Below are 24,144 nucleotides of genomic sequence, written 5' to 3' on the forward strand. Positions count from 1 at the left end.
GGGGCGCATCGAAATCAGAGCGGAGTGGGATTGGCATGGCGAACCTCTCTGGTTCGCTAAACTGAATCACACCCGCCCCAGTCCGAGAAATCACGAACGAGTCAACCCTTCAGGGACTTGGTATCAGAGGTCTTGACCGACTGGCTGTCGATGATCGCGGCTGTCGGCTGCGGCGCGTGGCCGATCGTGCGACGGTAGCTCTCGCGCTACACGCGCGACTTGCTCCCAGGTGCCGCTCTTGCGCCACTGGGCATAGTGATAGAAGACGGCGCAGCGCGGTGGATACTCGTGTGGCAGCATCCACCATTGCGCCCCGGTACGCAGCAAATAAAAGACTGCATCCATGATGCGGCGTAAGGAATGAATCTGTCGCCGTCCAGCCGGATGGCTGCGGGGATCGGGGGCGCGAGCGGCGCGCATTCGGCATCATTGAGATCGCTGGCATAGAGACAAGTGTTCAAAGCGGAGCTCCTCAACCGTCAAACAGCCCGCATCCGCCTCACCGGTTCCAGTGAAATCTCTTCTGATTCAAACACTTGAAGCGAGTAATATAATTGCTCACCAGGCTCTAAGCGATCAAGTCGGCTCTCGCTTCTGAGCCTCTTTATTGATCCGCATCCATGAATGATACATTAGGCAGCGCGTGACTTCACACGCTCAAACCTCGCCTTAAGGCGCAGAAATGGACGTTCTAGAAGATAATAAGACGCTAACGCCAAAGTCGTGGTTGCCGCGAACACAGCTGCAAATCCTATGAGCCATGCCGAAGGTGTTGGATTCTGGAATATCGACGGCATGAAGAAGCTCACAGCCCATATACAGGCAGGATGATAGACGTAGAGACCGAAAGAGATCTTGCCCAATTCCCTTAACGGCTTCAATGCCAAGAATTGCTTGAAGCTACCTCGTGCGAGAGCTGCTAAGGTGAAGCAGCCAGCAGAGATGGCAACCAAGGTAAACCGAACGGAGCCGCGGAAAACGGCGGGAGTGATCAAGCTGAATGTACTCCAGAGTACTAGGGCGCCGATCATAAGGAGCAGCCATGCAGGAGTGGCTACCAGCCACGTAGGTTTACGCCGCACTAAAAGCGCACAGATCGCCCCGACTACGAAGGGATCAAGACGGCAGAGAAATGAAACCCAGCTGAAAGCCGACGGCAGCTCGTTTGCGGTGGCATACATCCTGAATGTAACAGATACCGCGATGGCAACTGCAGCAAGGACAAGCGCTCGGTGGATGAAGGCTGCGGAAAAGAAGATCAGTATTGGTGCGACAAGGTAGAATTGTTCCTCCAAGGATATCGTCCACAGGTGTGAAAACAGTGGCGAGAGTGTACCCGGAAACACGACATACGAAATATTGCCTGTGAACGTAGCGAAGGGCAGAAGGTGCTGTTTCAGTGCCAGAGCCGTATCGTTGAATGGGTAGAGTGACGGGATCAGGACCAGCGCCAAAAACAAATAGAAGAAGTAGAGAGGCCAGATCCTGAGAGCGCGCCTAACATAAAATCCTCTCAGAGAAATCGCGCCATAGCGTGCACCTTCTTCCCGTAGCAGCGTGAAAATGAGGAAGCTCGAAAGAACGAGAAACAGATCTACCCCTACCCAGCCATAGCGGTTCACGGTGCCGATCGCGCTGCCGATCCAAAGCACCTCCGAAAAATAGCCGGCTGGTGTATGGTAGTGATGAATAAGCACTAGGAAAAAGGCGAAGAACCTGAGGCCGTCAATCTGGGGTAGGTAAATTCTATCGCTTGTGGACGCGGAAACTACTTCCAACCCTAGAGGCTGAACAGGGCGCTGCATGAGAAGAATACTTGGGTTGATGTTCCTGATAGTGCAAGCCATAGCCGAAAATGATCCAGCTGCAACGAATTTAGGTGCCGCTCCTGTCGGACCTTACGCTTTTGTGTCTTTACTACAACTTCGGACATCCCAAGACCATCGAGACCTTCGAGAGGGTGCTTTCGCTCGTCCGACAAACCTCTGAGGCCTCCTAACCCTCACATCGAAAAGGACATTTTATGACTCGCTAGCCTCGCTGATGCGAGCCTTTGGACTGCCGCCCGGCTGGCTGACCATCTGGCTGAGGAGACGGGCTCCCATGTTAACAGTTTCTCGGGCGCAGCGGCAGTGGTGTTGTGGCTTAATCAGAACCTTCATGTTGCGCTAAGAACCGGCCAAGCGCCTACTCAGTAGGTAGCCTAAGAGCCCAGCCGCCAATAGAAGAGATACCCCCGCGTAGAAGAGCATCCAAGCGTATCGCTCACTGCGAACCTCAAAAAAGACCTCAATGTCCCAGTTACCGGGCGGAACAATCCAAGTGCGCAAATATTCTGGCGTATGCTCGGTACTTTGAGGTGCAAGACACTGGCCGTTCTGGCAGAGCCGCAACGACCAACCACGGGTCCATATCTCGTTCTCTACCACGCGGACGGCAACAATGGACGACAGCTTGTAACGCGCCCAACTCCCTCCGTACCCAATAATGCTGCCGCTGATACCAGGCACACTGCTCTCGATTTCCCCAGCATCTGACGGAGCCCCAATCATCGCTACATCAAACGGTGTGTTGGCAGGCAGGACGAAAAGCTTCTGCGCTTGTCGAACAAAGCCCAGAAGTTTGGGGCCGGCAACTGGGTCGGCAATTGCCTGCCTGTAACTCAGATGAGGCTGCGAGAGACGTAGATTATTGTATCCTAAAACGCAAAAAAGAGGGGCGTAGAAACACTTGTTGTAGGCGACCGAATTCTGATGTGTCGCCACAACATCATGGGTCTCTCCGATGACGAAGCGTGTAGGGCGGCGCGTAGTCGAAAGAGCTTTTCGGTCAGCCACTTTTGTGCTGCTCAAGCGGAAATCGAACATCTGCCGCTCGATCTTTGCTCCCCATTCCAACCTCCAACTTCTTCCTTCTCGGTTATGGAAAATATATCCCTCGCCAACGACGACGAGTCCGAGGCCAGCAATGAGGACGAAGGAGATTGTGTTGATGTTTGAGGGTCTAAAACGGCTTGCCACCATCGCCCCTGACAAAAGTGTGGCAACAATGATGATTGTGATCGCCGGAAGGACGAGATCTACCAGGCTATAGCCTAGCTGGATCGCAAGCCAGGTTAGGAGGGCAAAGCCCATCATTGCATGAAGCGTGCGATGCGAGACAAATTTACTATCCAGTTCATTTGTGACGCTACGCCACCCCTCGCAGGCTAGCACTATCAGGCCTATGTGTAGCGTCGGGCGCCAGTCAGAGAGTGAGAAACGACTGACGCTGAATCCTGGAAGAGGGAGAGATTGCCCAAATAGCGCCGGGCTCATTGCTGCGAGAAGGGCCGCGGCAATCAAGATCAAAAAAACCTTGGTTACATACGACAACTGCGAGATGAATATGCATCCGATTAAGAAGCCGGCCGGAAGCCATAGGCTTCTCATCGTCAGATCGTTGGGCAGGAATGGCTTGTTATGAGAAAGAACCAGCGTGATCAGCAGTGACGGTGTCAGAGGCATTCTCAGTGCGCCGTCCGTTGACACCCAGTCTCCTTCGACAAAAGGTGGAAGCCATTTCAACATGGCCATAGCGAGCGCGCTGAGACCAACAACTGCATAGATGATAATTAAGCGAAGCGTATCGCCGCGTGTGATGTAGGGAATGGAGGAGGCGCCTAGGAAGAGGGCGAGTGTGTATGCGCTTGCAACTATAGATCCAGGGTAGGCTGCAACAAGGAACTGAAATAGTAGCAGGGCCGCGATGATCGGTTGAGCCCAGGAGCGAAGTATGATGCTGGGGTGAAGGCACCACATAAGCCATGGCAAAAAGGCCGTTGCCCTAATGATATCGACGTGCTGAGCATTTGAGTAGAAAGAGGATGAAAAGTGAAAGGCAAGCGCGCCCAATAACGCCATTGGTTGATCAAAATCGAGCGTTCGCAAGAGTACATACATGCCGACGCTGCCGGCAAGCACGTGTAAAGTCTGAAGGATCGTTGCTGCTTGGATCGTGTAGGGTTGGTTGATAAGATCAAGCAGGGCCAATGGAATGTAAAACGCGCCTGACTGCAGGGACCAGTAAGCGGGAAAGCCCAAATCTCCCCAGGAGAACCATTTCGGAGGATGAAAAAAATTGCCATCCGCGTACCAAGCAAACGCCTGTGCGTGGTACCCACCAATAAAATCAAATGGGAACGTCATCCAACCCAATAGGTGCGGATAGAATGCGAGAATGTTCGCGCCAGCAAGTGTCAGGAGAGCGACAATAGCCCAGCGAACGGCCGGCGTTGGGGTTGATAGTCCCCCAAACCGAGAGATGCCTCTCTTGAGATGACGCATAGCCTGTCCTTACTGAGCTTCTTTCACGACTGAGATGTCTAACTTAGCTCATCTGCAGCGAAGCCGATCTCTCTGCCACTGAGAGGTCGCAGCGAACCGCTATCGGCTGTAACCCGTTCGCCACACCGGGATATTTACAACTCGGATGTCTGTTTCCTCGTCCCTTGGAGAACGAACCGAGTGAGTACATACGTCACGGGAATGTTCAGGGCGATCACGGCGAGCATAGCAATGCGACTATCAAGCCCTATGTGTGTCAGTGCCGCCAACACGATGAGCCCTAAAATATACTGAACGAGGTAAACGGCCGGAAATTGGACGGCGGTGCTCAGGGATGCCCGTGCACGGAAGACAAAGTATGTGTTGATCAAATAAGAGAGGCCTATGCCTGCTATATAGGCGATGGTGTAGGCGATAGAGGAGGGCAGTGCAAAGCTGAGCCCCACAAATAGCATGTAGGTGGCTGCGGTGTTCGCTATCCCGCCCAATAGGAACTTCAGCAACTGCAAACGACTAGCGTGCACGGTCAGATAGTCCTGGGCCAACGGCGGCTTTAAAGTCATCGTATGAGCGAATATAGTCATCTGGATCATAGTAGTGCGATGCAAAGACAAGAAGAACCGCATCTGCGGAGTATCTGTATTGCGTCCCCCAGATCATCGCCGGCATATATATCCCGACGCCTGGGCGGTCCAAGGTCACTTCTCGACGGTTGATTCCATCATCAAGCAATACACCGCACGATCCTCGGACGCATATAAGAAACTGATCGCACATCTTATGGGCGTGTTCGCCGCGGACCTCTCTGCTAGGAACATTGAACACGAGGAAATAGCGCTTCGGAGCAAATGGAACATCACGCTCGAATTCCCCAACAGATAGTTCACCTCGTAGGTCTTTGGCGACCTTCAAAGTCTGCATGAAAGACGCGCCAACTCCTAGATCAACGCGTCCGAATCCGCTAACCGCATTCGAGTCGCCGGTTGGATTCTCCTGGTCTGTCACATAACCCTTAATGCGCGCAGGGTTGCCAACGACGATTGCATTGGGTGGAACGGAGCGTGTTACGACCGCACCTGCGCCCACCATTGCACCGGTACCGACCTCGAGGCCCGGCAAAATCGTCGCATTTGCTCCAATGGAGGCCCCGCGACGAATGATCGTTCTTGCAAAGGCTTCAGGGTAAATCTTGCTTCGTGGAAAGCGATCGTTTGTGAACGTGGCATTTGGACCAATGAAGACGTCGTCTTCAATCGTAATACCGTCCCATAGCTGCACGCCGCACTTTACAGTAACTCGGTCACCTACGATGACATCGTTCTCGATGAAAACACCATCGCAGACATTACAGTTAGCTCCAATTCGAGCTCGTGGAAGAACATGGGCAAAGGCCCAGATCCGGGTTCCAGGCCCTACATTGTCGCTTTCGCAGAGGGCATTAGGATGAACGAAAGGCTGACTCATAGTCTATCTCATCATGCGGGAGCGAGTTGGAGGGTTCTGTGGAACCTTCGAAGACGCGTGCTGTGCGCACCAAGGCAAGAGGACGTCGCTTTGTGTTTTCGTAGCTCCTCCAAGAGTACGCGCCTACAAGGCTAAGCCCAAGAGTATTCAAGGCTCCGAAGAAGGTAATGACCACGATTGTCGTTGTGTAACCAGCAACTTCAATCTCTCCCAGAATGCGTAGGATGATCACGCCAAGCGTGAGAATCGCAGCTACGGCAATTCCCAGGATTCCCGCTGCTGCTAGTAGCCGGATTGGAAGATCCGTGAAAGCAAATATGCTATCGAGGAGATAATTGATTTTCTTGCTAAGGGTCCAGGCGCTCTTTCCAAAAGCGCGCGCCCTCCGCTTGTACAGAACCTCACTGCGTCGGAAGCCCAACCAAAAAACTAATCCGATCAAGGAACTGTTTGCTTCTTCCAGCGCAAGCAGTTCATCGCGAATACGTCGATTGCAACCGAAGATATCAACACCTCCGGCAGGAATCTCACGAACGATAAATCGACGATAGAATCCCCAGAAGATATTGGCTGATAGGCGTGACATCGCCGGATCGTCGCGTTCCTCGCGCACACCCACAACAATATCGAAATTGTTCCGAACAAGCTTTTCTAGAAAGTCCACTAGCAGTTCGGGCGGTTCTTGGAGATCTGCCGCTATCACCGCAAAATATTCACCATGCGCAGCGTGCATTCCCGTCCGAATTGCGGCGAACGATCCGAAATTTCTCGAGTGAAGAACAAGCTGTGAGCGAAACGCAGCCTTTGGAAGAGCCTCTTCCAGCAGGGAATAGCTATTATCTGGGCTGGCATCCACCACAAACACAAACTCTGTTTCCAAATCGTATCGCTTGCGAATAACTTCACTGATACGAGTAAACTCGGAGATCAAGTGAGGAACGAATTCTGCATTGCGGTAGACAGGGATGATGACAGAGTACATGGCTCTACCATCCATTCAACGTGACAATCACGCGTGTCACTTCATCGTCCTGCAGTTCTGGATAACATGGCAGTGTAAGGATCTCTTCAGCAAGCCGATCCGTCACAGGCAAAGGTTGCCACTCGTGCATCCCCTTCAGTGCTAGCTGCCGATAATCTGGAATCGGGTAATGAATGTCGGTCATGATCCCTTGAGCTGCGAGATATGCCCGTAGCGCCTCTCGCTCACCGCAGTTCACCACGTAGAGGTGCCCTACAAATTCCTGCCCGTACACGGGAGGGCAGGTGATCCGGGAATTGGTAATCTCTCGCGAGTAACGGTTGGCGATTGCACGGCGGCGCTCGTTCCAAGCGTCGAGTACGGGCAGCTTGCCCCGTAAGATCGCTGCCTGAATCTCGTCAAGGCGACTGTTACGAGCTCCAAGCGAGGCAGCTTGGTACTTGGATATCCAACCGTACTGGCGAAGGCGCCGGATCTGAGCGGCAATTTGGGGGTCGCTTGTTGTGATTGCGCCACCGTCTCCGAGAGCGCCCAAATTCTTAGTTGGATAAAAGCTAAAGCTTGCTGCTGCGCCGAAAGCTCCAGCTTTCCGGCCGTTACGACTTGCTCCATGAGCTTGAGCACAATCCTCGAAGACGGGAACGCCCGCTGCGTCAGCAACCTGCAGAATCGTCTCCATATCATGAAGAAGTCCGAACAAATGTGTCACGACGATTGCCGACAATTTCTCCTGGGCGACGATATCTCGGAGGCGCGAGATGTCCATCAATCGAGACTCGCGCTCGACTTCGACAAATACTGGCTCAGCACCAATGGCATTTAATGCCGTCATCGTGTAAAAGCCAGCATTCGCAACTGTTGCAACTCGGCTTCCGCTCGTGACACCAAGAGCACGCAAGCCGATCTCGATAGCGTCCGTACCATTCGCAACGCCGATGCAGTCCTTAGTCCCGCAGTATGCTGCAAACTCGCGCTCGAAGTCCTCGTTCTCACGGCCAAGTACATACCAGCCGCTTTGTATTACCCTCTCGATGGCAGAGCGTACTTCGGTTTCAGTTGCCTGAGTGTGCCGGACCAGGTCGTTAACTGCTATACGAGGCGTCATTGTATTTCTCACATTCCTGATGCTCATTAGATACAAACGTCATCCGATGCAAGACGCAGTTAACTTGGTGGGCCAAGACAGAGCGGTTATGTTTATGGTTATCTGGGTTCAAATTGTTTTTGATAGGTATCTGATCGGAACCGTATGGATCTCATAGAGATTTTGATGTTAATGGCAAATTAAATCTTAAATTATGATCCATGATGTCTTAGTTTTTATTTTCCTTGCATGTCGGCGTATCACTGCTAAGCTTTAGAGAAATGCCTTTTGGACCAAGAATATCTTCAGGGTGCGTATCTTTTGTCTCACACCATAGTGCATCATAAGAAGGGTAGAGACAGGTTGCTGGATTAGGACTTCGACCGCTTTCAGACACGGGAACGGTCTGATTTCATTTTTGCCCGGGAAGCTATGGGCCACGTCGGCGGCGGAGGCTTCTTTGGACCTGTGGCGACCTTCAGCGCTTCCTTTAAGGATCTCGGCTTCCAAGGTTTTCTTGCCGAGCAGCCTCTACAACTCGCGGATCTGCTTTTGCAGAGTTCGATACTCGGAAGCCGCAATTGCCTCCCCTTGAGCACTGGAGGCGGTCAGCGCGCCCTGGGCGGCGAGCTTGCGGTAGCGAATGCGATAGCGAAAGAGTTGATCGGGGGCCACCTAGGGCCGGACCTCCGGTCGCATCTTTCCATCAATGACTGATACCGAGACAGCCAAATCGTTGGTCGCTACGGTCCGCCGATAATCGAGGGAAATTCTATTTGGATCGACGACTTTCTAGACGAAATACTTCGAATTCGTGCTAGCGGTTTATAAATCAGTCGATCAATGCACTGTTGAAGGTTCTTATGTCGTCTTATCTTGTCACAGGTGGTTGTGGGTTCATCGGATCGCATCTCGTGGAGGCTTTGTTGGCGGATGGGCATTCTGTCCAAGTTCTTGACAATCTCTCGACTGGCAAACGGTCAAACTGCCCGGCTGAAGTGGAAATTATTGAAGGCGACGTTGCTGATGCAGCACTCGTTGCTGACGCCATGCGCGGAGTCGATGGATGCTTTCACTTAGCGGCGGTTGCCTCAGTGGAACTCGGAAACCAGGATTGGCTCGGCACTCACCGGACCAACCTGAGCGGGGCCATAGCGGTTTTCAATGCGGCAAGACAAGGTAAGGACGCCCGGCCGATCCCAGTGGTCTATGCTTCGTCTGCTGCCGTTTATGGGAACAATCCAAGCATTCCGCTCCAAGAGCATGCTACCAAGGCGCCGCGCTCAGCCTATGGTGCCGATAAACTTGGTTGTGAACAGCACGCACTCGTGGCCGGCATAGTTCATGGTATCCCCACCTGCGGCTTGCGCTTCTTCAACGTCTATGGACCTCGGCAGGACCCAAACTCTCCATATTCAGGAGTGATCTCCATCTTCTGTAAGCGTCTGAAGATGGGTGAGCCTATAACCATCTTCGGTGATGGATCGCAGACGCGTGATTTTGTTTATGTTAGTGACGTTGCAAAGGCCCTCATCGCTGGTATGGGGAACGCTTCTATCGACGGTAACGTGTACAATGTTTGTACAGGCAGGCCCACAACAATCGTCGATCTCGCCAGCAGGATTGCTGAATGTCTCGGCGTCGACATCAAGCCCAACTTTGCCACGCCTCGTAAGGGCGAAATTCGGGAGTCAGTTGGAGACCCCATCAAAGCATCTTTGGGGATCGGATTTTCGGCGAGCGTCGATCTAAAGTTCGGTCTTGCCCAAACCATAGACGCAATATGAACCTGCCTCCGGAATGTTCCATTAGAGGGGTCGATTGAAGTGCTCAGGAGGCTTGACTGGAGCCGAGCGACATTTTGACCCCTTTGATCCCTTCGACCGGCCGAGGCGCCGGTTGATGCGAAGAGTGTACGAATGCTTAAAGGGGCAATTTGCTATGACTGGCGGCGGGGTGGGAATGTGATGTCGTTTGGGCGATCCGAGATGGATGGCCATGCCGATCCAACGCAGAACTGGATTTGACGCGCTGCAGCTTCATTCATTTCCCAATCTGGGAGGGTGGCCCACCCCCTGGCATCAATGACCTGAGCTGCAGGCCGCACCCTCCGGGCAAGTTCGATGTCGAAGGACCTAATGGAACCCTGGTTCGCAAACCAGGGTCCAACCATCCCAGCTTATCAGCCTTCATCGTCAGGATCGGATCCCTGTGAAGCCGGAGTAGCCCGGTCCAGCCGTCTATTCGAGAATGTCCTCAGAATAGCTTTCGCTTCAGCCAGCGCAGAGTTTTCGCCACTTTCCTTGGGAGCACTCTCTCGACCAGAAAAATGCGCCCAACAAGCATCCTTTCCTCTATGCGATAGCGCCTCCTGAGGAAGGTGGAGACAGGCTGTCGGGTTAAGGTTTCGACTGCCTTGAGACGCGGAAACGGTCTGACCTCGTTTTTACCTGAAAAGGTGAGGGCGGTATCGGCGGCGATGGTTTCGAGCGAGGTGAGGTACTGCTCCATCGAGTAGTCCTGGTGGCGGGCAAAGGCCGCCTGCGACAGCCGGACAAGCGTGTCCGGCGTCAGACCCTCCAGCCGCTCCACCACCGCCTCGGCCGAGTACTCGTCGAGCAGGAAGCCGTCCACGCCATGCCGGATCACCTCGGCCGGGCCGGGCGCATAGCTCGGCGCAATCACCGGCACGCCGAACGAGAACGCCTCCAGGATGACGTTGCCGAGCGACTCCTTCTTCGATGGCAGCAGCAGAACCGAGGCTTCCTCATAGAGCTTGGGTTTGTCGGTGACGTTGTAGGTGATCTCGACCCAGTCGCTCACCCCGGCCGCGGAAAGCTGTGCCAGGAAGGCCGGCAGGTCGGGGGAGTTGGGGCCGTCGGTGGTGAAGATGCGCAGCCGCGGCAGGCCGCGCGCCTTCATCAGCTTTGCGATCGGCACCAGACGCTCGGCGCCCTTGGCATGAAAATCGATGCGCCCGACATAAGTGACGAAACGGTTCTTGTCCGGATTGTAGCCGTTGTCGGAGCGGGTGGCGACCGGCAGCCGGACCTTGGTCAGCTCATGAAGGCCCATCTGGCGATGGAGCAGCATGTCCATATCGGACAGGCACAGGATGCGCGACACCTTGTAGCGGTTGATGTAGCTGGAATGCGCCAGAACCTCGGAATCCTGCAGGAAGAAGGAGAGCTGGCCCGAGGCCATGTGGAGGATGGGCAGGCGATCAAGGTGGGCGCGGACGGCGGGCGAGAAGCCGCGGATGATGTTGTTCGGGGTGATGACCACCGTGTCGGTGGGATGACAGGTGCTCAGGAAGGCGAGCACGCCGGCCTCGTCGTCCGCCGCACGCAGCGCCCCCGGCACGGAATGGTTCGGGTCGCGCCGGGTCAGGCAGACGTGCCGGATGGCTCGGCCCTGGGCGGCGAGCACGGTATTGCGCACGCGGCTCGAGATCCCGCCGATATACGACAGATCATGAACCAGATGAATAATCGTGCGGAGCTTGAACGGCATGATGTCATTCAATGCCTTACGCAGCGCCAATTTTTCGCTGTCCGTCTGGGACGGATCATCGCTCACGACCGCGAGCAGATTGCGATGCAAATTCTTGAGATAGGTATCGTCGATTCCATACCGCTCCTTGAGAGTGTGATAATTCTCCACCCTGGCTGCGATTTCCGGAAGAAGAATGTTCTTTGAAAGCGTGGACTTGCGAGCGGACGCGATCAGATAAAAGGGGGCTGTGTCGACCAACTGGACGCGATCAAAGCCGCCTAAGAGAAGCCGCATATTCAGACGCACGTCCTCGCTGCGCCCTTTGACGCTGTCTTGCAGGTGCAGACGAAGCGCATCCCGGTTATAGATTTTTCCTCCGATGCCGGAAAGGATACGTGTAATCGTGTGACTGGAAATCGGGCGCTCAGGATCAATCGCTTCTGGAAACATTCTGTTCCGCCCGATCTCGAAGGGCGTGACGATCATATCGAACCCTGGCGTCAGGCGGCTGGCCATTGCCGTGAGAGCTTTCGGCCGGATGAGGTCGTCGCCATCGATAAAGATAACATAAGGCGCTCGTGCCTGGTCGGCGATGAACTGGCGACCAGCGGATGGGGAACCGACATTGACTTTTGCCAGGTGAGCCTCGAAGTGGCTCTTCCTCGATATGGGATGCTGTTCAATCAGGGATGCAGTGCCGTCGGTGCTGGCATCGTCGAACAAAACGATTTGAAAGCGCTTCTCGTCCAGCACGGCAAGCCGATCGAGGAGGTGCTCGATGTTGTCCCGTTCATTGTGAGTCGTGACGCCAACCGTCAAAATGGGATGCATGCCTGATCTCAAGTTCACTTTGGAGAAACGACGTTATTCATAGGATATCCATTCGCACCCGCTGAAGCTTGACCGGCATCCTGCTCATGTCCTGGTGCAAGGACTGCCTCCAACAGCTCTCACAAGTGGCGGCAATCATCTCGTGCGCGCTATCGCGATACTCTTCTAGGGTTGAGACTTCCATGTGAGCTTCGCCCGAATGAGACGGAGCGGCTCTGTCATACGCCAAGACAGAGTCCTTTTTATCAGACTTAACCGCAATTGAGTCCGTTCCAGCCGAGCTGTCAGCATTTCTATCGACTTGATGACGGGGTAGGGTCTGAATTCATTTCTACCTGGGAAGCTGTGTGCCACCTCGGTTGCGATGGTTTCGAGCGAGGTGAGGTACTGCTCCATCGAGTAGTCCTGGTGGCGGGCAAAGGCCGCCTGCGACAGCCGGACCAGCGTGTCCGGCGTCAGACCCTCCAGCCGCTCCACCACCGCCTCGGCCGAGTACTCGTCGAGCAGGAAGCCGTCCACGCCAGGCCGGATCACCTCGGCCGGGCCGGGCGCATAGCTCGGCGCAATCACCGGCACGCCGAACGAGAACGCCTCCAGGATGACGTTGCCGAGCGACTCCTTCTTCGACGGCAGCAGCAGAACCGAGGCTTCCTCATAGAGCTTGGGCTTGTCGGTGACGTTGTAGGTGATCTCGACCCAGTCGCTCACCCCCGCCTCATCGAGCAGGGTCAGGAAGGCCGGCAGGTCGGGGGAGTTGGGTCCGTCGGTGGTGAAGATGCGCAGCCGCGGCAGGCCGCGCGCCTTCATCAGCTTTGCGATCGGCACCAGACGCTCGGCGCCCTTGGCATGAAAATCGATGCGCCCGACATAAGTGACGAAACGGTTCTTGTCCGGATTGTAACCGTTGTCGGAGCGGGTGGCGACCGGCAGCCGGACCTTGGTCAGTTCATGGAGGCCCATCTGGCGATGGAGCAGCATGTCCATGTCGGACAGGCACAGGATGCGCGACACCTTGTAGCGGTTGATGTAGCTGGAATGCGCCAGAACCTCGGAATCCTGCAGGATGAAGGAGAGCTGGCCCGAGGCCATGTGGAGGATGGGCAGGCGATCAAGGTGCGCCCGGACGGCGGGCGAGAAGCCGCGGATGATGTTGTTCGGGGTGATGACCACCGTGTCGGTGGGATGACAGGTGCTCAGGAAGGCGAGCACGCCGGCCTCGTCGTCCGCCGCACGCAGCGCCCCCGGCACGGAATGGTTCGGGTCGCGCCGGGTCAGACAGACATGCCGGATGGCTCGGCCCTGGGCGGCGAGCACGGTGTTGCGCACGCGGCTCGAGATCCCGCCGATATACGACAGATCATGAACCAGATGAACAATCGTGCGGAGCGTCGAGGCCTCCGGAAGCATCGACACTGAGGGTAACTCTGTCATTGCTGAGCTGCTCCAAGCTGCATTCCGCCGGCAAAGATTCGCATATGAGAGCCAAGGTGTAGTCGTAAGGATAACGAGTTGGATTGGGTAACTTGGAATTGTAATTGAATCAATGCTTCATAGGAAGCGTATGTATAAGTTGAAGATGATGATGTTGGTTGCAAAATATTCCCTTGACGTACCGTCAGGCCGCGTTGCCCGAGAGAGGTGTATTGTACTAGTCAGAATGAGGGGATTGCGGAACGTTCTGGTTGAGGCTGGCGGTATCCGATCCCTGGCTCAATTGTTGTTGTCTGGCAGTATTTTTGGGTTCTGACGGCCGACTTTTGCTTGGAAGACGAGCAAGAAATCCTTCATCTGAAGATTTTCTCTTCTGTGTTGCGACGCCCTGAAGGTGATACACCTTGCTGTGGGGTGTGTAGATAATCCGCTGGTTCAAATGTCGTCGGATGAAGTCGCACAGGATCCAGTCGGAGCGGTAATGCGGACCGTTGCCGCTATCAAGCCCGCCGGCAGCTCTCATTGTCTCCGGCCGTACGAGACCACAGAACAACGGGGCATAGGTGAGTTCGACAAATCCATCGTCCCGGTCGAATTCCAAGTCGATGATGTTGTTGTGGTGAGCGGAAAGATTAATGTCGCATTCGATGGCGCTTACTGCTCCCGGTGTATGTACCTTGGAGGCTTTACTATTGGCTGGGAGGGTTTGCCGCGGAACCGCCATGCCTGCGTCAGCATGCTTGAAGAGAACGTAGCGTAACTCATCAAGCCAGTCGGGCGTGGCCAGCGTATCATTGTTGAGAATGAGGATCTTCTCATTGCGATCCATAACCTCCGACAGACCGCGGTTCACGGCAAAACTGAACCCGGAATGCTTGTCCTCCTTGATCAGACGCACATTCTCAAACAGTGTCGGCAACTTTTCCAATTGCGCATAGGTCTCCTCGGAGGATCCGTTGTCGACAATCACGACATGATAAGGGGTTGGCGTATGTTCCGCGATGGACCGCAGGCACACCTCGAGTTCGCTCGCTGACTCGTAGTTTGGAATCACGATTTGAACCGGCTCGACAGGCAGTCGAGACAGCTTCGTCTGACGCAGATCCCGTGATCTTTGTCCGATTGAAAAGGCGAGATGTTCTTTCTCGTCCATGGTTGTAAAGGGCTGGGTCCACGCCGACCGTTCAACGAGTCTCAACTGCACAGCCTTGAGGGCGTCAGCGTCATCCCGCGCAGCGCTGGCGTTATCGGTCGGTTCCGTCTGGCTCCCGGCGGCGACGTTTTCGTCGGCCTTTGCCTGACCGGCAGTGCTGAGATTGTCATCCGCTTTTGCCTGATCGGCCGCGGCGATGTTTTCGTCTTCTTTTGCTTGCTCAGCAGCGGCGGCGTTATCGTCCGCTTTGGCTTGGAACGAGTGGCTCAGCAGGCAGGGAACAGCAATCGGTTGTGCGACTTCCGTCATCCTGAGGGCGAGGTCCCATCCGCCATGCTGCTTTAAAGAGGCATCGAACGGCCCAATCTCATCCAAAAGATCGCGCTCGTGCACGAGTGTGACGGGCACCATGTAATTGGTATTTTCCAGAAGGGGCCGGTTAAACGGCGCGAACCGAACTCCTTTGAAGGTACGGCCTAGCCGAGCGTTGGGATCGAATTTCTCCCACATGACGTGAGCGCAGTATGCGATCCGTGCACGTTGCGATCGCATCTGATTCAGAAGAATCAGGAGGAAGTCGGGATCCCATTGGTCCTTATCACCAAGATAAGCAATGACGCGGCCAGATGAGCGCTCAATTCCTGTATTGCGAGCGCCGCCGACCCCAAGCTGCTCGGCAAGACGGACATACTTTATGCGATCATCGCCGAACTGTTTGATCAAGGCCTCCGTCTCGGAATTGTCGCTCGCATCGTCGACAACGATCAACTCCCAGTTCTCGTATGACTGCATCAGGACCGAGACGATCGCGTCAGCAATGACAGCCGCACGATTGCGCGTAGGCATGATGATCGAGATGAGAGTGTCTTGTGGGAGCGTGGAATAATCACGCGCCAACTTTTTCTTGTTGTTGTCCATATAAGCAACAACGCGAAGATCGCTTTCCCATAACTCGGAGCCGATCGCATCGGGCGTGGTCATGGCTCTGTGGCAGTACTCCTCGAACGTATTGTAATGCTTGTGGAGTCGGGTCTTGATCTGATATGGCGCCAGAAATTTTGTGGGCGGCACGCGGCAGAGAACCGGGGAGGCTGTGACGCGATAGAGATGTTCCTGAGGAATATTCGCGCGATCCAGATAGCGGACGTTCTCGAAGACTTGAGCGGGCTGATGGCCCATGTTCATCCCGCTCTCAAGATAAGTTCGGTATGCCTCTTCAGGGTCCTTCGGGACCTCGGGGTGGCGCGCAGTATACCAGGCCGCGTCGAAGAGCTGCCGCGCCGTTTCAACCCGTGGTGGCTGCGGCGCGATCTCGGTTTTGAGCGGCTTCTCGATTTTCGGGGGCGGAGCTGGCGGAGCGGGGGCGACAGTGATGCGCTCAGCGATAACTTTCACTGTCCCATGAGGCAGAACGGGCCTGATCCACTGCCGAACAGGCTGGGGGATGAGGAAGAATGCCGATTTGAGGATGCGCCGTATCATGTCCGTTTGCATGGGTTTGCCGGAACAATGCGTTAGCTGCGAGTGCTCCCAAACGCAACCTCATGTGACATGATATCTAGGGGTCGAAGAGCCTCGCCCCAGGTAAGCCTCAGGGGAGTTGCCGTTACGCATGGATTAGGAAGATGGCCAGTCCGGTACCTAAAGTCGCATGCTCGGGATGGTGGTTGGAACCATAGTCGGTCTGGTCAGCACTGCCTTACGATTGCCCAAGCTTGCATGTTGATCAGGACTTTGGCTATGAGCCAAGAGCTATCAGGTTATAAAGTTTTTCATGCTTCTCTCTCGCCATCACCTTGTTCCGGAAATCCAGGGGCTTCGCGCTGTGGCGGTGCTGGCGGTGCTGATCTATCACCTCTGGCCTAAGATCTTGCCGGGTGGCTATGTGGGGGTGGATGTCTTCTTCGTCATCTCCGGCTACCTGATCACCGGCTCTCTGTTCAAGGAGTTCGAGGGCACAGGCGGGATCAACATCGGCGGCTTCTATGCCCGCCGGATCCGACGCCTCCTGCCGGCTGCCGCCCTTGTCTCTCTGGCGGTGGCCGTGTCGGTTCCGCTCTTCCCGCGGGGGCAGTGGGCCGATATCGCCAACAGCCTCGTGGCCAGCGCGTTCTACGTCCAGAACTGGTTCCTGGCCGCTCAGGCCGTCGACTATCTGGCCGACGACGCCAAAGGGCCAATGAACCACTTCTGGTCGCTCTCGGTCGAGGAGCAGTACTACATCGTCTGGCCCTTGATCCTCCTACCCCTCCTGCAACTCGCACGCCGGACCGCCTTGAGCCCCCGCGCGGCCTTCGGCTGGTTTGTGGGCTTGATCGGGCTGGGATCGCTGGCCTACTCGATCTGGGCGACCCCGCTCAACCCGGGCATGGCCTATTTCGCCACTACCACCCGCGCCTGGGAACTGGCCCTTGGGGGAGCTCTGGCCGTCTTTCCGGTAAGGCACGTCCTGCCCCCATCCACGCGTGGGACTCTCGGGCTCGCCGGTCTGGGAGCTATCGTCCTCGCGTGTCTTGCCTACAGCGATGAGACGAGCTTCCCCGGATACACGGCATTGCTGCCGACCCTTGGCGCGGCGGCGGTGATCGTTTCCAGTGGCGCCCAATCTTCCTGGTCGGCCGGTCGGCTGCTGAATTCGCGTCCCTTTCAGTATTGCGGCGACCTCTCCTACTCGCTCTACCTCTGGCATTGGCCGCTCATCGTGCTCTATGGCGAGGTGACAGGCCGGGCCATCGGTCCTCGGTCCGGTCTCGTCCTCTTCCTGGCCGCGGTGGGCTTGGCTCATCTGAGCAAGATCTTCGTCGAGGATCCTTTCCGAGGCGCACGCTTTTCCATCGGTCGCACCCTTGCTGCCGGTGCGGGTGGGATTGGGCTCACCGTCATCGCCGGTGCGGTTTATCTCGCGCGGGACGGGAGCGAACCAGTGCCGGGTGCCATTGCGGAGCTCCCGCGGGGGGCGCCGGCAATGAAAGATCCGCAATACAATTGGCGAAGGGAAGATCCTTCAAAGGTCATACCTAAACCCGAGAGGGTCAAAGATGATGTATCATCTGCCTATGCAGCCAAATGCCATCAGATGATTGAGGGAACTGAGGTTCTGACCTGCGACTACGGGGATCCCAAGCGTGGTACGAAGATCGTCATGGTCGGCAATTCCCACGCCACGCACTGGTTTCCTGCCTTTGAGGAACTCGCACGCACACAGCCGATCTACTTTCGTGGACTAGCGAAATCGGCGTGCATATTCTCATTGGAGCCGGTTTACGACGCTGGTCTCAAGCGCCCCTATACGGAGTGTGCGGAATGGTCGAAGAACGTGATCGAGTGGCTCGCGAGGGAACGCCCGGATGTCGTTCTCATTTCCCATTCTCCGGCTGATAGAAAGATCAAGCCCGAAGTACTGGCCGCGACTTGGAAACGCTTGATTGAAATGGGGATGGACATTCGTCATGTCCGATCCATTCCGCGACCGTGGTTCGATCCAGGTAAATGCCTTGAGGGAAACGAGGATTGGATGGCCAAGTGCATACCTTCACGCAAGCGGGCCCTAAAGCAGAACAATCTCTATGTTGTGGCAAAGATGCTGAATGTGGAGATATTAGACTTCTCTGAATATTTCTGTGATGCTGATCGTTGTCCCGTGCTGATCGGTGGAGTTCTCGTTTACCGCGACAGTCATCATATGACGGCGACCTATGCGAGGTCACTTAGTCGGGCTATGGAGGAAAAACTCGCGTCCGTCATACGAGTTAAGGCTGCTGACCGATAGTCGTGTATCCAGGCTTCCAAAATCCTATCTGAATGGTGACGGATTGTTCTCGCCAGTTCATGCTCCTGGGAACGATCTGACCGGATACCTTTCGCTTCCACGCGCTGCTTTTTCCACATGGCAGCCGCCACTTAGGGGCATAAGCTCCGATGTAGTGAATCTTTTGACGCTTGCGCCAAGCCACCGATCGCCGCATCCATCGACCCCAAGGTGCACGTGATTGCCAGTCAATCTAGCGTAGTGAGGGCTGTGCTGCCGTGTGAGAAGCGCGAAGCACACGAATAGTGTCAGCGTCGAGGCGCCCGGTTACTGGCAGCCCTTGGGCTTGCTGGAAAGCCTCAATTGATCGCCGGGTGCCTGGGCCCGATACGCCATCTGCTTTCACGGGCCCATATCCCAGCACCGTGAGCGCCTGCTGTGCCTTGCTGACTTCCTCCTTTGAAAGGGGGATGCTGGCTTCCGCAGGTCGGGCGGGGCTCACCTGCGACGATCCTGTCTCTTTTGGAGCTGCTGCTTGAGCCGGACCGTCGGTGGGTTGGGGACGTATCAGGTCAATTTCGCCACTTACTCGAGCCCGAAGATACTCCAGGTGCTTTAGCTCTTGGGTAGCGGCGGCGATCTGCTTTTGCACGTGCTGCAGATCTCGATCCCCCTCTTTGAGACGCTCCAGTTCCACAGCAAGTGCATCACGATCTGCACTGGCCGTCTCAGCTACCTGGGACAAGCGTGCAATTTCAGCTTGAGCATCCGCCTGGTACGATTGGGGACCCAGGACTGAGAAACCATACAGAGCCCACCCCGCTACGGCCACCACGGTCACTGTCAGACGGTTTATCACCACGCACCCCGGTCCTATCCTGCTTCTTGTATGCCGCTGATATGGGCTGCCGAGGGTGTGGCAGGAAGGGGTGACGAGAGGGTTTCATCGATTTCTGTCCGCTGGCTTCTGCCGGCGGAACTCCTTATCGCCTCGCGCCAATACCAAGTGAACCTAATAGGGGAGGTGCATGTCCGGACTTGATATCGTGGACCGACTCAAGTCCGCCTCAGAATACGAGGGAGATGTATCTCTCGGCGAAGTTCAGGTACTCTTCATCGAGTCCGCCGAGACGATCGAGTGCCTTCGGTCCCTGTTGGAACCATTGGACGACCTCGAGCTACAAGACTTGCCGCCCAACGGCAATGCTTAGGTGTTTTGTTGCGGAATGTTGTTGGGATCGGGTGCGTTGGGCGATTGAGGACTACGCCTGGCGCTTCGCTGGCATGCGGCGGCCGTCTTCTCGCCGCAGGATGACGTGGTGCTCTCCATTCATCCCTGTGCCGCACCACCCCTGCTATCCGGATCAAGATTGCCCGCTCGGCCGCGCCCGCAGGCGCATTGGCGAAACCGTCCGGCGGGAGCATTGAAACTATCCGTAAGTGGCGCAAACGCAGACCGAGGACTGCCAGGACTGCTCCAGCCGTCCGCACAAGCTGCCCTGAAAAGCCATGGAAGATGAGCGAGCCAGTGCATTGGGCGATGAGGATCAGCAGAAGAATGTCAATCATCCATTAACATTCATCCGTGACCACCTCATGGGGCTGGCCAGTTTCCAAACAAGCGAACAGGGCATGTCTCAGCTGGTCGCTGATATGACTGATTGCTCATCATATTTAGGTTGTTTAGCAATGATCTGGCCGGAGATCTTCCGCTTCCATGGACGACGCTTGCCACATGGCAGCGGCCTCGTTGACCGTTGGGCGCCAATATGCCGGATCTTCTGCCGCTTGACCCGGGTCGCCCCGCGATGATCATCGCGGCTCTTTATCAAAGCGCGGGCCTCATGGGCCAGTTCCCTGTTATCAAGATTGTCAGCGCCTCCGAGTTCCAGGGCCCGAATATGCTCGGCAATCCAGCGGTTGCGCACGCCATCGATCTGTTGGTGCGCATCACACGCCGCCCACGTGTTCTCTCCCACGCCTTCAGCCGCCGGTAGGGGTCAGCTTCTCACGGGGCGTTGTCCCCACATCCTCAACCTCGACGGAAGCCATGGCATTGTCCTTCAGGAGTTGGTCTGCGATCGCGAGTAGCGATGGTCGCGTCATCCGTGACTTTCCGCCGAGAAGATCAACGATCCTCTGGAACAGCCGCTCGCATTCAACCTGCAACACTTCACATGAGGCGATGAGGATTGCGATTTCTGACGTGCTTGGGGTCGATGGGAACAGCAGGCCTGTCGAGGCCACGATTCACCCAGACGCTTCTTCACAGCTTCTCTCTGGTGGGCAGACTTCCTCGGTAGGTGAGATTGATCACGGCAGGTCGAAAAAGTCCTCCTGCTGCAGGGATGAGGATTCTCGCCTCGTCCACCGGGCTTGGAGGGGAATGGCCCGATACCAACAGGGGCTCCAAACTGTGCACGATCAGGGCTGCAGGACATGGTTGACCTCCAGTTCCAGACTCTGGAAGACGCTGGCATTCCGACGATCATGAGCGTGAAGAACGGGGATTGGTGTTCGCTTGTGCCATCCCAAGCATCCCGCCTCCGGCACCGGTTGTCGCCCCGTTCGGTGGCCAAAGGACTTTGAGAGGCCAGAAGATCTCCTCCCCATCGAAGCGAGATAGCCAGCTTAGGGGCTCCTGGTCCCGAAGCGCGAGGCTCGTTGGTCGATCTTGTGCAGGATCAGCACGGATGCCCTAGGCCACCTGGTTGCACCCCCGGCATATAGGCCGCGTTTACCGCACAGCTGCATAATCAGGGCTATGAGTAAGAACAATCCGACACCCAAGCAACCCGCCGAGCAGAACCACGCCTTTGATGGCAACCGGCCACCGGCCGGCGTTGTGTCGATCCTCCAGCAGCGCGCCCTGGTTTGGGGTGAGTCGGCGGCGGACTATGATGCCCTCTTTTCAGCAATCCTCGAAGAGATCATGCCAATCACGACCTTGCAGTGGCTGCACGTGAAGCACCTCACCGACCTGACCTGGGAGATCCACCGGTACCGCCGCCTGAAGACCAACATCATCAACCTCGCCCGGATCGAGGCGGTTGAAGCGCTCCTGACACCTCTTTTGGTCGGCCGCCCCGACACGCTCCAAGCCTATGAACAAGAAGGTCAGGTGCGGCGCGTCGCCCATAATCTGCAGTTCGGCAATGAGGCCGAGCGGTCAGCGGCGCATCAAACTCTCATCAATTTTGGTTTCAAACCTGATGATGTCACCACCCAATCCATGGTGCTGTCGCTTCCCGATGTGATGAGGCTCGAGAGCCTGATTGCCTCGGCCGAGGGCCGGATGGTGCTGCTCCTGCGCGACGTCAATCGCCTCAAGGATGACTTCGCCGCACGGCTCCAGAGGACCGCCAGAGCCCTTCAGGATGGAACGTTGGCGGGGGCCCGCTGCTCCAGATCCGGAGCCGCCCCAATGACCTCCTCACAGCAAAGGGCCTCCAATCGCGCCAACGCGCAAAAGAGCAGTGGGCCAAGGTCAAAGGAGGGCAAGGCCCGCTCTGCCCGCAATGCCCTGAAACACGGGCTGGCCGCCCCGGTGGCCCTCGACAACTCCATCGCCTGGCACATCGCGAGCCTCGCCCGCAGCTTTGTGGGGGATCAGGACCCCAACTCTCCGATCTGGATCTATGCTCAGCAGATCGCCGAGGCCGAACTCGATCTTGTGCGCATTCGGCAAGCGCGCGTAAAAGCCTGGAATCAGCAGGCGGCGGAGTGGACGAGCCCCCCGGGACGGAATTTGCCCGATGAGCGAGGAATCCAAACATACAGGACTCTCAGCAGCCTGCTGGCCAGGATCGACCGCTACGAGCGCCGAGCACTGTCCCGCCGACGGACAGCGATCAAAGCCCTCGACACCGCCCTGCAAGCTCTCAAGGGCAATTACAGCTCAGAGTGACGTGACCGGCGCAGACCAAGTCTTGTCCTGATGATCTCTGTGCGTATATACTATCGTGTATATACGGAGGGTGCGCATGGCATTCGCTAAGGTTTTCCGGTCCGGCAACAGCCAAGCCGTTCGGCTGCCCAGACAATTTCGCCTCACGAGCGACGAGGTCGAGATTTTTCGCCGCGGCGACGAGATCGTCCTGCGCGAGAAGCCCAGAAGCCTGGCACGCGCCTTCGAATTGCTGTGTGATCTCCCGGAAGTCGAGCGCGACGATGCTCTCCCTCAGGAGCGTAAGGGCCTGTAATGCCCGAACCCCGTTATCTCCTCGATACCAATATCTGCATCTACATTCGCCGGGAACGCCCACCATCCGTGCTGGATCGGTTCAAGGCCTTGAACCCCGGCTCGACGGTGATCTCCGTCATCACCTATGGTGAGCTGGTCTACGGGGCCCGCAAAAGCCAGGACTCCGACAAAGCGATGATGATCTTGGACGAGCTCACAGAGCTCATTCCCGTGGTCCCCATGGCGACGGATGTGGCGGACACCTATGGACTGATTCGGTCTGATCTGTCGGCGCGCGGTGCCTTGATTAGCAACAATGATCTTTGGATCGCAGCCCATGCCATGAGCCTGAACTTAACTCTCGTGACAAACAACGAGAAAGAGTTTCAGCGGGTTGGCGGCCTCACACTCGAAAACTGGGCCAAGGGATAGGCCTCGGTCATTGCCGGCACGAGCCGGCTGCACACGTTGGCTCGGCCTCCAGCTGGCCTTAAGATGAAGACGACGCGCTACTGGCGCCGCACGATGGTGCCATCAAGTCTTTTCTTCCAGCGGCTTTGCCGGCCACAGGGCATTGGACGTTTGGATTGCGCAGCACCGAGATGCTGGATTTTCTGCTTCTTGGCTTTGGCGGCGCGGCGATGGTCATCCTGTGTCTTGCGCAGCCCACAGGTTTCATGCGCCGGTCCCATGTTGTCCGGTTCATCCAGCCCTCCGAGCTCCAGCGCGCGAATGTGTTCGATGATCCACCGCTCCCGAACCCCATCGATCGGTTGCTCACACAGGACGCAGATGCCGCGGGCGCGTTCCCATATCGCCAGTCGCTGGCGCGGCGTGAGCTTGCGCCGCCGTGTCGTTCCCACATCGTTTGGTACAACAAGGGACATGTCGCATAGCCGTCATCGTTTGAGGGGCTTGGGATTCGCGTCCACTTCAAGCCCATGCTGATCATGGTCTCGATCGCCGTGGGACGAGGCGGCTGCTTCACCGCCATCGATCGGAATGAGCCGAGCCCGCAGACCGGTCGCGGCGACGGTGAGAGCGGAGGCAGCAGGGGCTTGTTGCCGGAAGACGGGTGTCCTGTCGGTGTCGCGTTGTGCAAAAGGGACACGCGGTGACGGGTCTTTCTGTGTTGGCACACCCACGAAGGTCAGCACGTACTCTGCGCGCCGGGCCAACCATACAAGTTCTGCCTGAGTGCACGTCAGCTGGTTGAGGTCATTCGTCGTCAGCACCGCTGCAAGATCGCGAATGAGGCGGATCAGAAGATCACAATCGCGGCAGGTGCGAAGGGCCGCTTCCTCTGCCGCATCGCGGTCCCGCGCGATCAAGGCCATAACAACCGCGCGAGCCGAGGCGATGGCGTAAGAGAGGTTGGCCGAGCAGGCATTGGCAGGATCATGATCACCAAGCATGGGCGGCCTCCTCCATATCGATAAAAACAATAT

20 protein-coding genes and 1 pseudogene are annotated in these 24,144 nt (G+C 56.3%); 6 read left to right on the forward strand and 15 right to left on the reverse strand.

The annotated features are described in order from the left end of the window. Positions 1-123: 123 nt before the first annotated feature. The 8 genes and pseudogenes from ACS5Q1_RS18305 to ACS5Q1_RS18340 all read right to left on the reverse strand — a co-directional run. Positions 124-420: a transposase gene (locus tag ACS5Q1_RS18305; RefSeq protein WP_473099532.1), complete on the reverse strand. Its 297-nt coding sequence runs from the start codon at positions 418-420 to the stop codon at positions 124-126. Positions 421-632: 212 nt separating this feature from the next. Next, the gene (locus ACS5Q1_RS18310; RefSeq protein WP_473099533.1) at positions 633-1,805 is read right to left on the reverse strand and encodes an acyltransferase family protein; all 1,173 of its coding nucleotides are present in this window, start codon (positions 1,803-1,805) and stop codon (positions 633-635) included. A gap of 363 nt (positions 1,806-2,168) precedes the next feature. Then, complete coding sequence (locus ACS5Q1_RS18315) at positions 2,169-4,325, reverse strand: hypothetical protein (protein ID WP_473099534.1); 2,157 nt, start codon at positions 4,323-4,325, stop codon at positions 2,169-2,171. A 134-nt stretch (positions 4,326-4,459) separates the two neighbouring features. After that, positions 4,460-4,870, reverse strand: a complete 411-nt coding sequence (locus ACS5Q1_RS18320) for a GtrA family protein (RefSeq protein WP_473099535.1) — start codon at positions 4,868-4,870, stop codon at positions 4,460-4,462. After that, on the reverse strand, positions 4,839-5,789 hold the full coding sequence (locus tag ACS5Q1_RS18325) for a WxcM-like domain-containing protein (RefSeq protein ID WP_473099536.1): 951 nt from the start codon (positions 5,787-5,789) through the stop codon (positions 4,839-4,841). Before ACS5Q1_RS18325 ends, ACS5Q1_RS18320 begins: the two co-directional genes overlap by 32 nt. Further along, on the reverse strand, positions 5,764-6,771 hold the full coding sequence (locus tag ACS5Q1_RS18330; protein WP_473099537.1) for a glycosyltransferase family 2 protein: 1,008 nt from the start codon (positions 6,769-6,771) through the stop codon (positions 5,764-5,766). The genes ACS5Q1_RS18325 and ACS5Q1_RS18330 overlap by 26 nt, the downstream gene beginning before the upstream one ends. A 4-nt stretch (positions 6,772-6,775) precedes the next feature. Continuing rightward, positions 6,776-7,876: a DegT/DnrJ/EryC1/StrS family aminotransferase gene (locus tag ACS5Q1_RS18335; protein ID WP_473099538.1), complete on the reverse strand. Its 1,101-nt coding sequence runs from the start codon at positions 7,874-7,876 to the stop codon at positions 6,776-6,778. A 434-nt stretch (positions 7,877-8,310) separates the two neighbouring features. Further along, positions 8,311-8,530 (reverse strand): annotated as a pseudogene (locus ACS5Q1_RS18340) (IS3 family transposase); the annotation flags it as partial. Between the two features lie 188 nt (positions 8,531-8,718). Here ACS5Q1_RS18340 and ACS5Q1_RS18345 point away from each other — a divergent pair. Then, a complete protein-coding gene (locus ACS5Q1_RS18345) occupies positions 8,719-9,642 on the forward strand; it encodes an NAD-dependent epimerase/dehydratase family protein (RefSeq protein WP_473099539.1) in 924 nt (307 codons plus the stop codon). A gap of 469 nt (positions 9,643-10,111) precedes the next feature. Here ACS5Q1_RS18345 and ACS5Q1_RS18350 read toward each other — a convergent pair whose 3' ends face one another. The 3 genes from ACS5Q1_RS18350 to ACS5Q1_RS18360 form a co-directional block, all read right to left on the reverse strand. Next, positions 10,112-12,181 carry a glycosyltransferase gene (locus ACS5Q1_RS18350; protein WP_473099540.1) on the reverse strand — a complete coding sequence of 690 codons (2,070 nt, stop codon included), beginning with the start codon at positions 12,179-12,181 and terminating at the stop codon, positions 10,112-10,114. A 165-nt stretch (positions 12,182-12,346) separates the two neighbouring features. Then, positions 12,347-13,612, reverse strand: a complete 1,266-nt coding sequence (locus ACS5Q1_RS18355; protein ID WP_473099541.1) for a glycosyltransferase family 4 protein — start codon at positions 13,610-13,612, stop codon at positions 12,347-12,349. Positions 13,613-13,829: 217 nt separating this feature from the next. Next, complete coding sequence (locus ACS5Q1_RS18360) at positions 13,830-16,247, reverse strand: glycosyltransferase (protein ID WP_473099542.1); 2,418 nt, start codon at positions 16,245-16,247, stop codon at positions 13,830-13,832. A gap of 292 nt (positions 16,248-16,539) precedes the next feature. Here ACS5Q1_RS18360 and ACS5Q1_RS18365 point away from each other — a divergent pair, with 292 nt between their 5' ends. Further along, complete coding sequence (locus ACS5Q1_RS18365; protein ID WP_473099543.1) at positions 16,540-18,534, forward strand: acyltransferase family protein; 1,995 nt, start codon at positions 16,540-16,542, stop codon at positions 18,532-18,534. Positions 18,535-18,766: 232 nt separating this feature from the next. On the opposite strand, the gene ACS5Q1_RS18370 is transcribed toward ACS5Q1_RS18365, so the two are convergent. Next, positions 18,767-19,375 (reverse strand): peptidoglycan-binding domain-containing protein, encoded by a 609-nt coding sequence (locus tag ACS5Q1_RS18370; protein ID WP_473099544.1) that lies wholly within the window; start codon positions 19,373-19,375, stop codon positions 18,767-18,769. Positions 19,376-20,282: 907 nt separating this feature from the next. On the opposite strand from ACS5Q1_RS18370, the gene ACS5Q1_RS18375 reads away from it, so the two are divergent. Continuing rightward, a complete protein-coding gene (locus ACS5Q1_RS18375) occupies positions 20,283-20,510 on the forward strand; it encodes a hypothetical protein (protein WP_473099545.1) in 228 nt (75 codons plus the stop codon). Here ACS5Q1_RS18375 and ACS5Q1_RS18380 read toward each other — a convergent pair. Then, complete coding sequence (locus ACS5Q1_RS18380) at positions 20,497-20,619, reverse strand: hypothetical protein (protein WP_473099546.1); 123 nt, start codon at positions 20,617-20,619, stop codon at positions 20,497-20,499. The two genes, ACS5Q1_RS18375 and ACS5Q1_RS18380, sit on opposite strands and share 14 nt — an antisense overlap. 658 nt (positions 20,620-21,277) lie before the next feature. On the opposite strand from ACS5Q1_RS18380, the gene ACS5Q1_RS18385 reads away from it, so the two are divergent. From ACS5Q1_RS18385 to vapC, 3 genes are all read left to right on the forward strand, one after another. After that, on the forward strand, positions 21,278-22,420 hold the full coding sequence (locus ACS5Q1_RS18385; protein WP_473099547.1) for a hypothetical protein: 1,143 nt from the start codon (positions 21,278-21,280) through the stop codon (positions 22,418-22,420). Positions 22,421-22,496: 76 nt separating this feature from the next. Further along, complete coding sequence (locus ACS5Q1_RS18390) at positions 22,497-22,715, forward strand: antitoxin (protein WP_473099548.1); 219 nt, start codon at positions 22,497-22,499, stop codon at positions 22,713-22,715. Continuing rightward, positions 22,715-23,128, forward strand: a complete 414-nt coding sequence (gene vapC, locus ACS5Q1_RS18395) for a type II toxin-antitoxin system tRNA(fMet)-specific endonuclease VapC (protein ID WP_473099549.1) — start codon at positions 22,715-22,717, stop codon at positions 23,126-23,128. Before ACS5Q1_RS18390 ends, vapC begins: the two co-directional genes overlap by 1 nt. Before the next feature lie 77 nt (positions 23,129-23,205). Here the strand turns inward: vapC and ACS5Q1_RS18400 are convergent, their stop codons facing one another. Both ACS5Q1_RS18400 and ACS5Q1_RS18405 read right to left on the reverse strand, forming a co-directional pair. Next, on the reverse strand, positions 23,206-23,583 hold the full coding sequence (locus tag ACS5Q1_RS18400) for an HNH endonuclease signature motif containing protein (protein ID WP_473099550.1): 378 nt from the start codon (positions 23,581-23,583) through the stop codon (positions 23,206-23,208). A 12-nt stretch (positions 23,584-23,595) separates the two neighbouring features. Beyond that, the gene (locus ACS5Q1_RS18405; RefSeq protein ID WP_473099551.1) at positions 23,596-24,111 is read right to left on the reverse strand and encodes a hypothetical protein; all 516 of its coding nucleotides are present in this window, start codon (positions 24,109-24,111) and stop codon (positions 23,596-23,598) included. Positions 24,112-24,144 lie beyond the last annotated feature (33 nt).

It is taken from the genome of Microvirga sp. GN3, assembly GCF_055792825.1.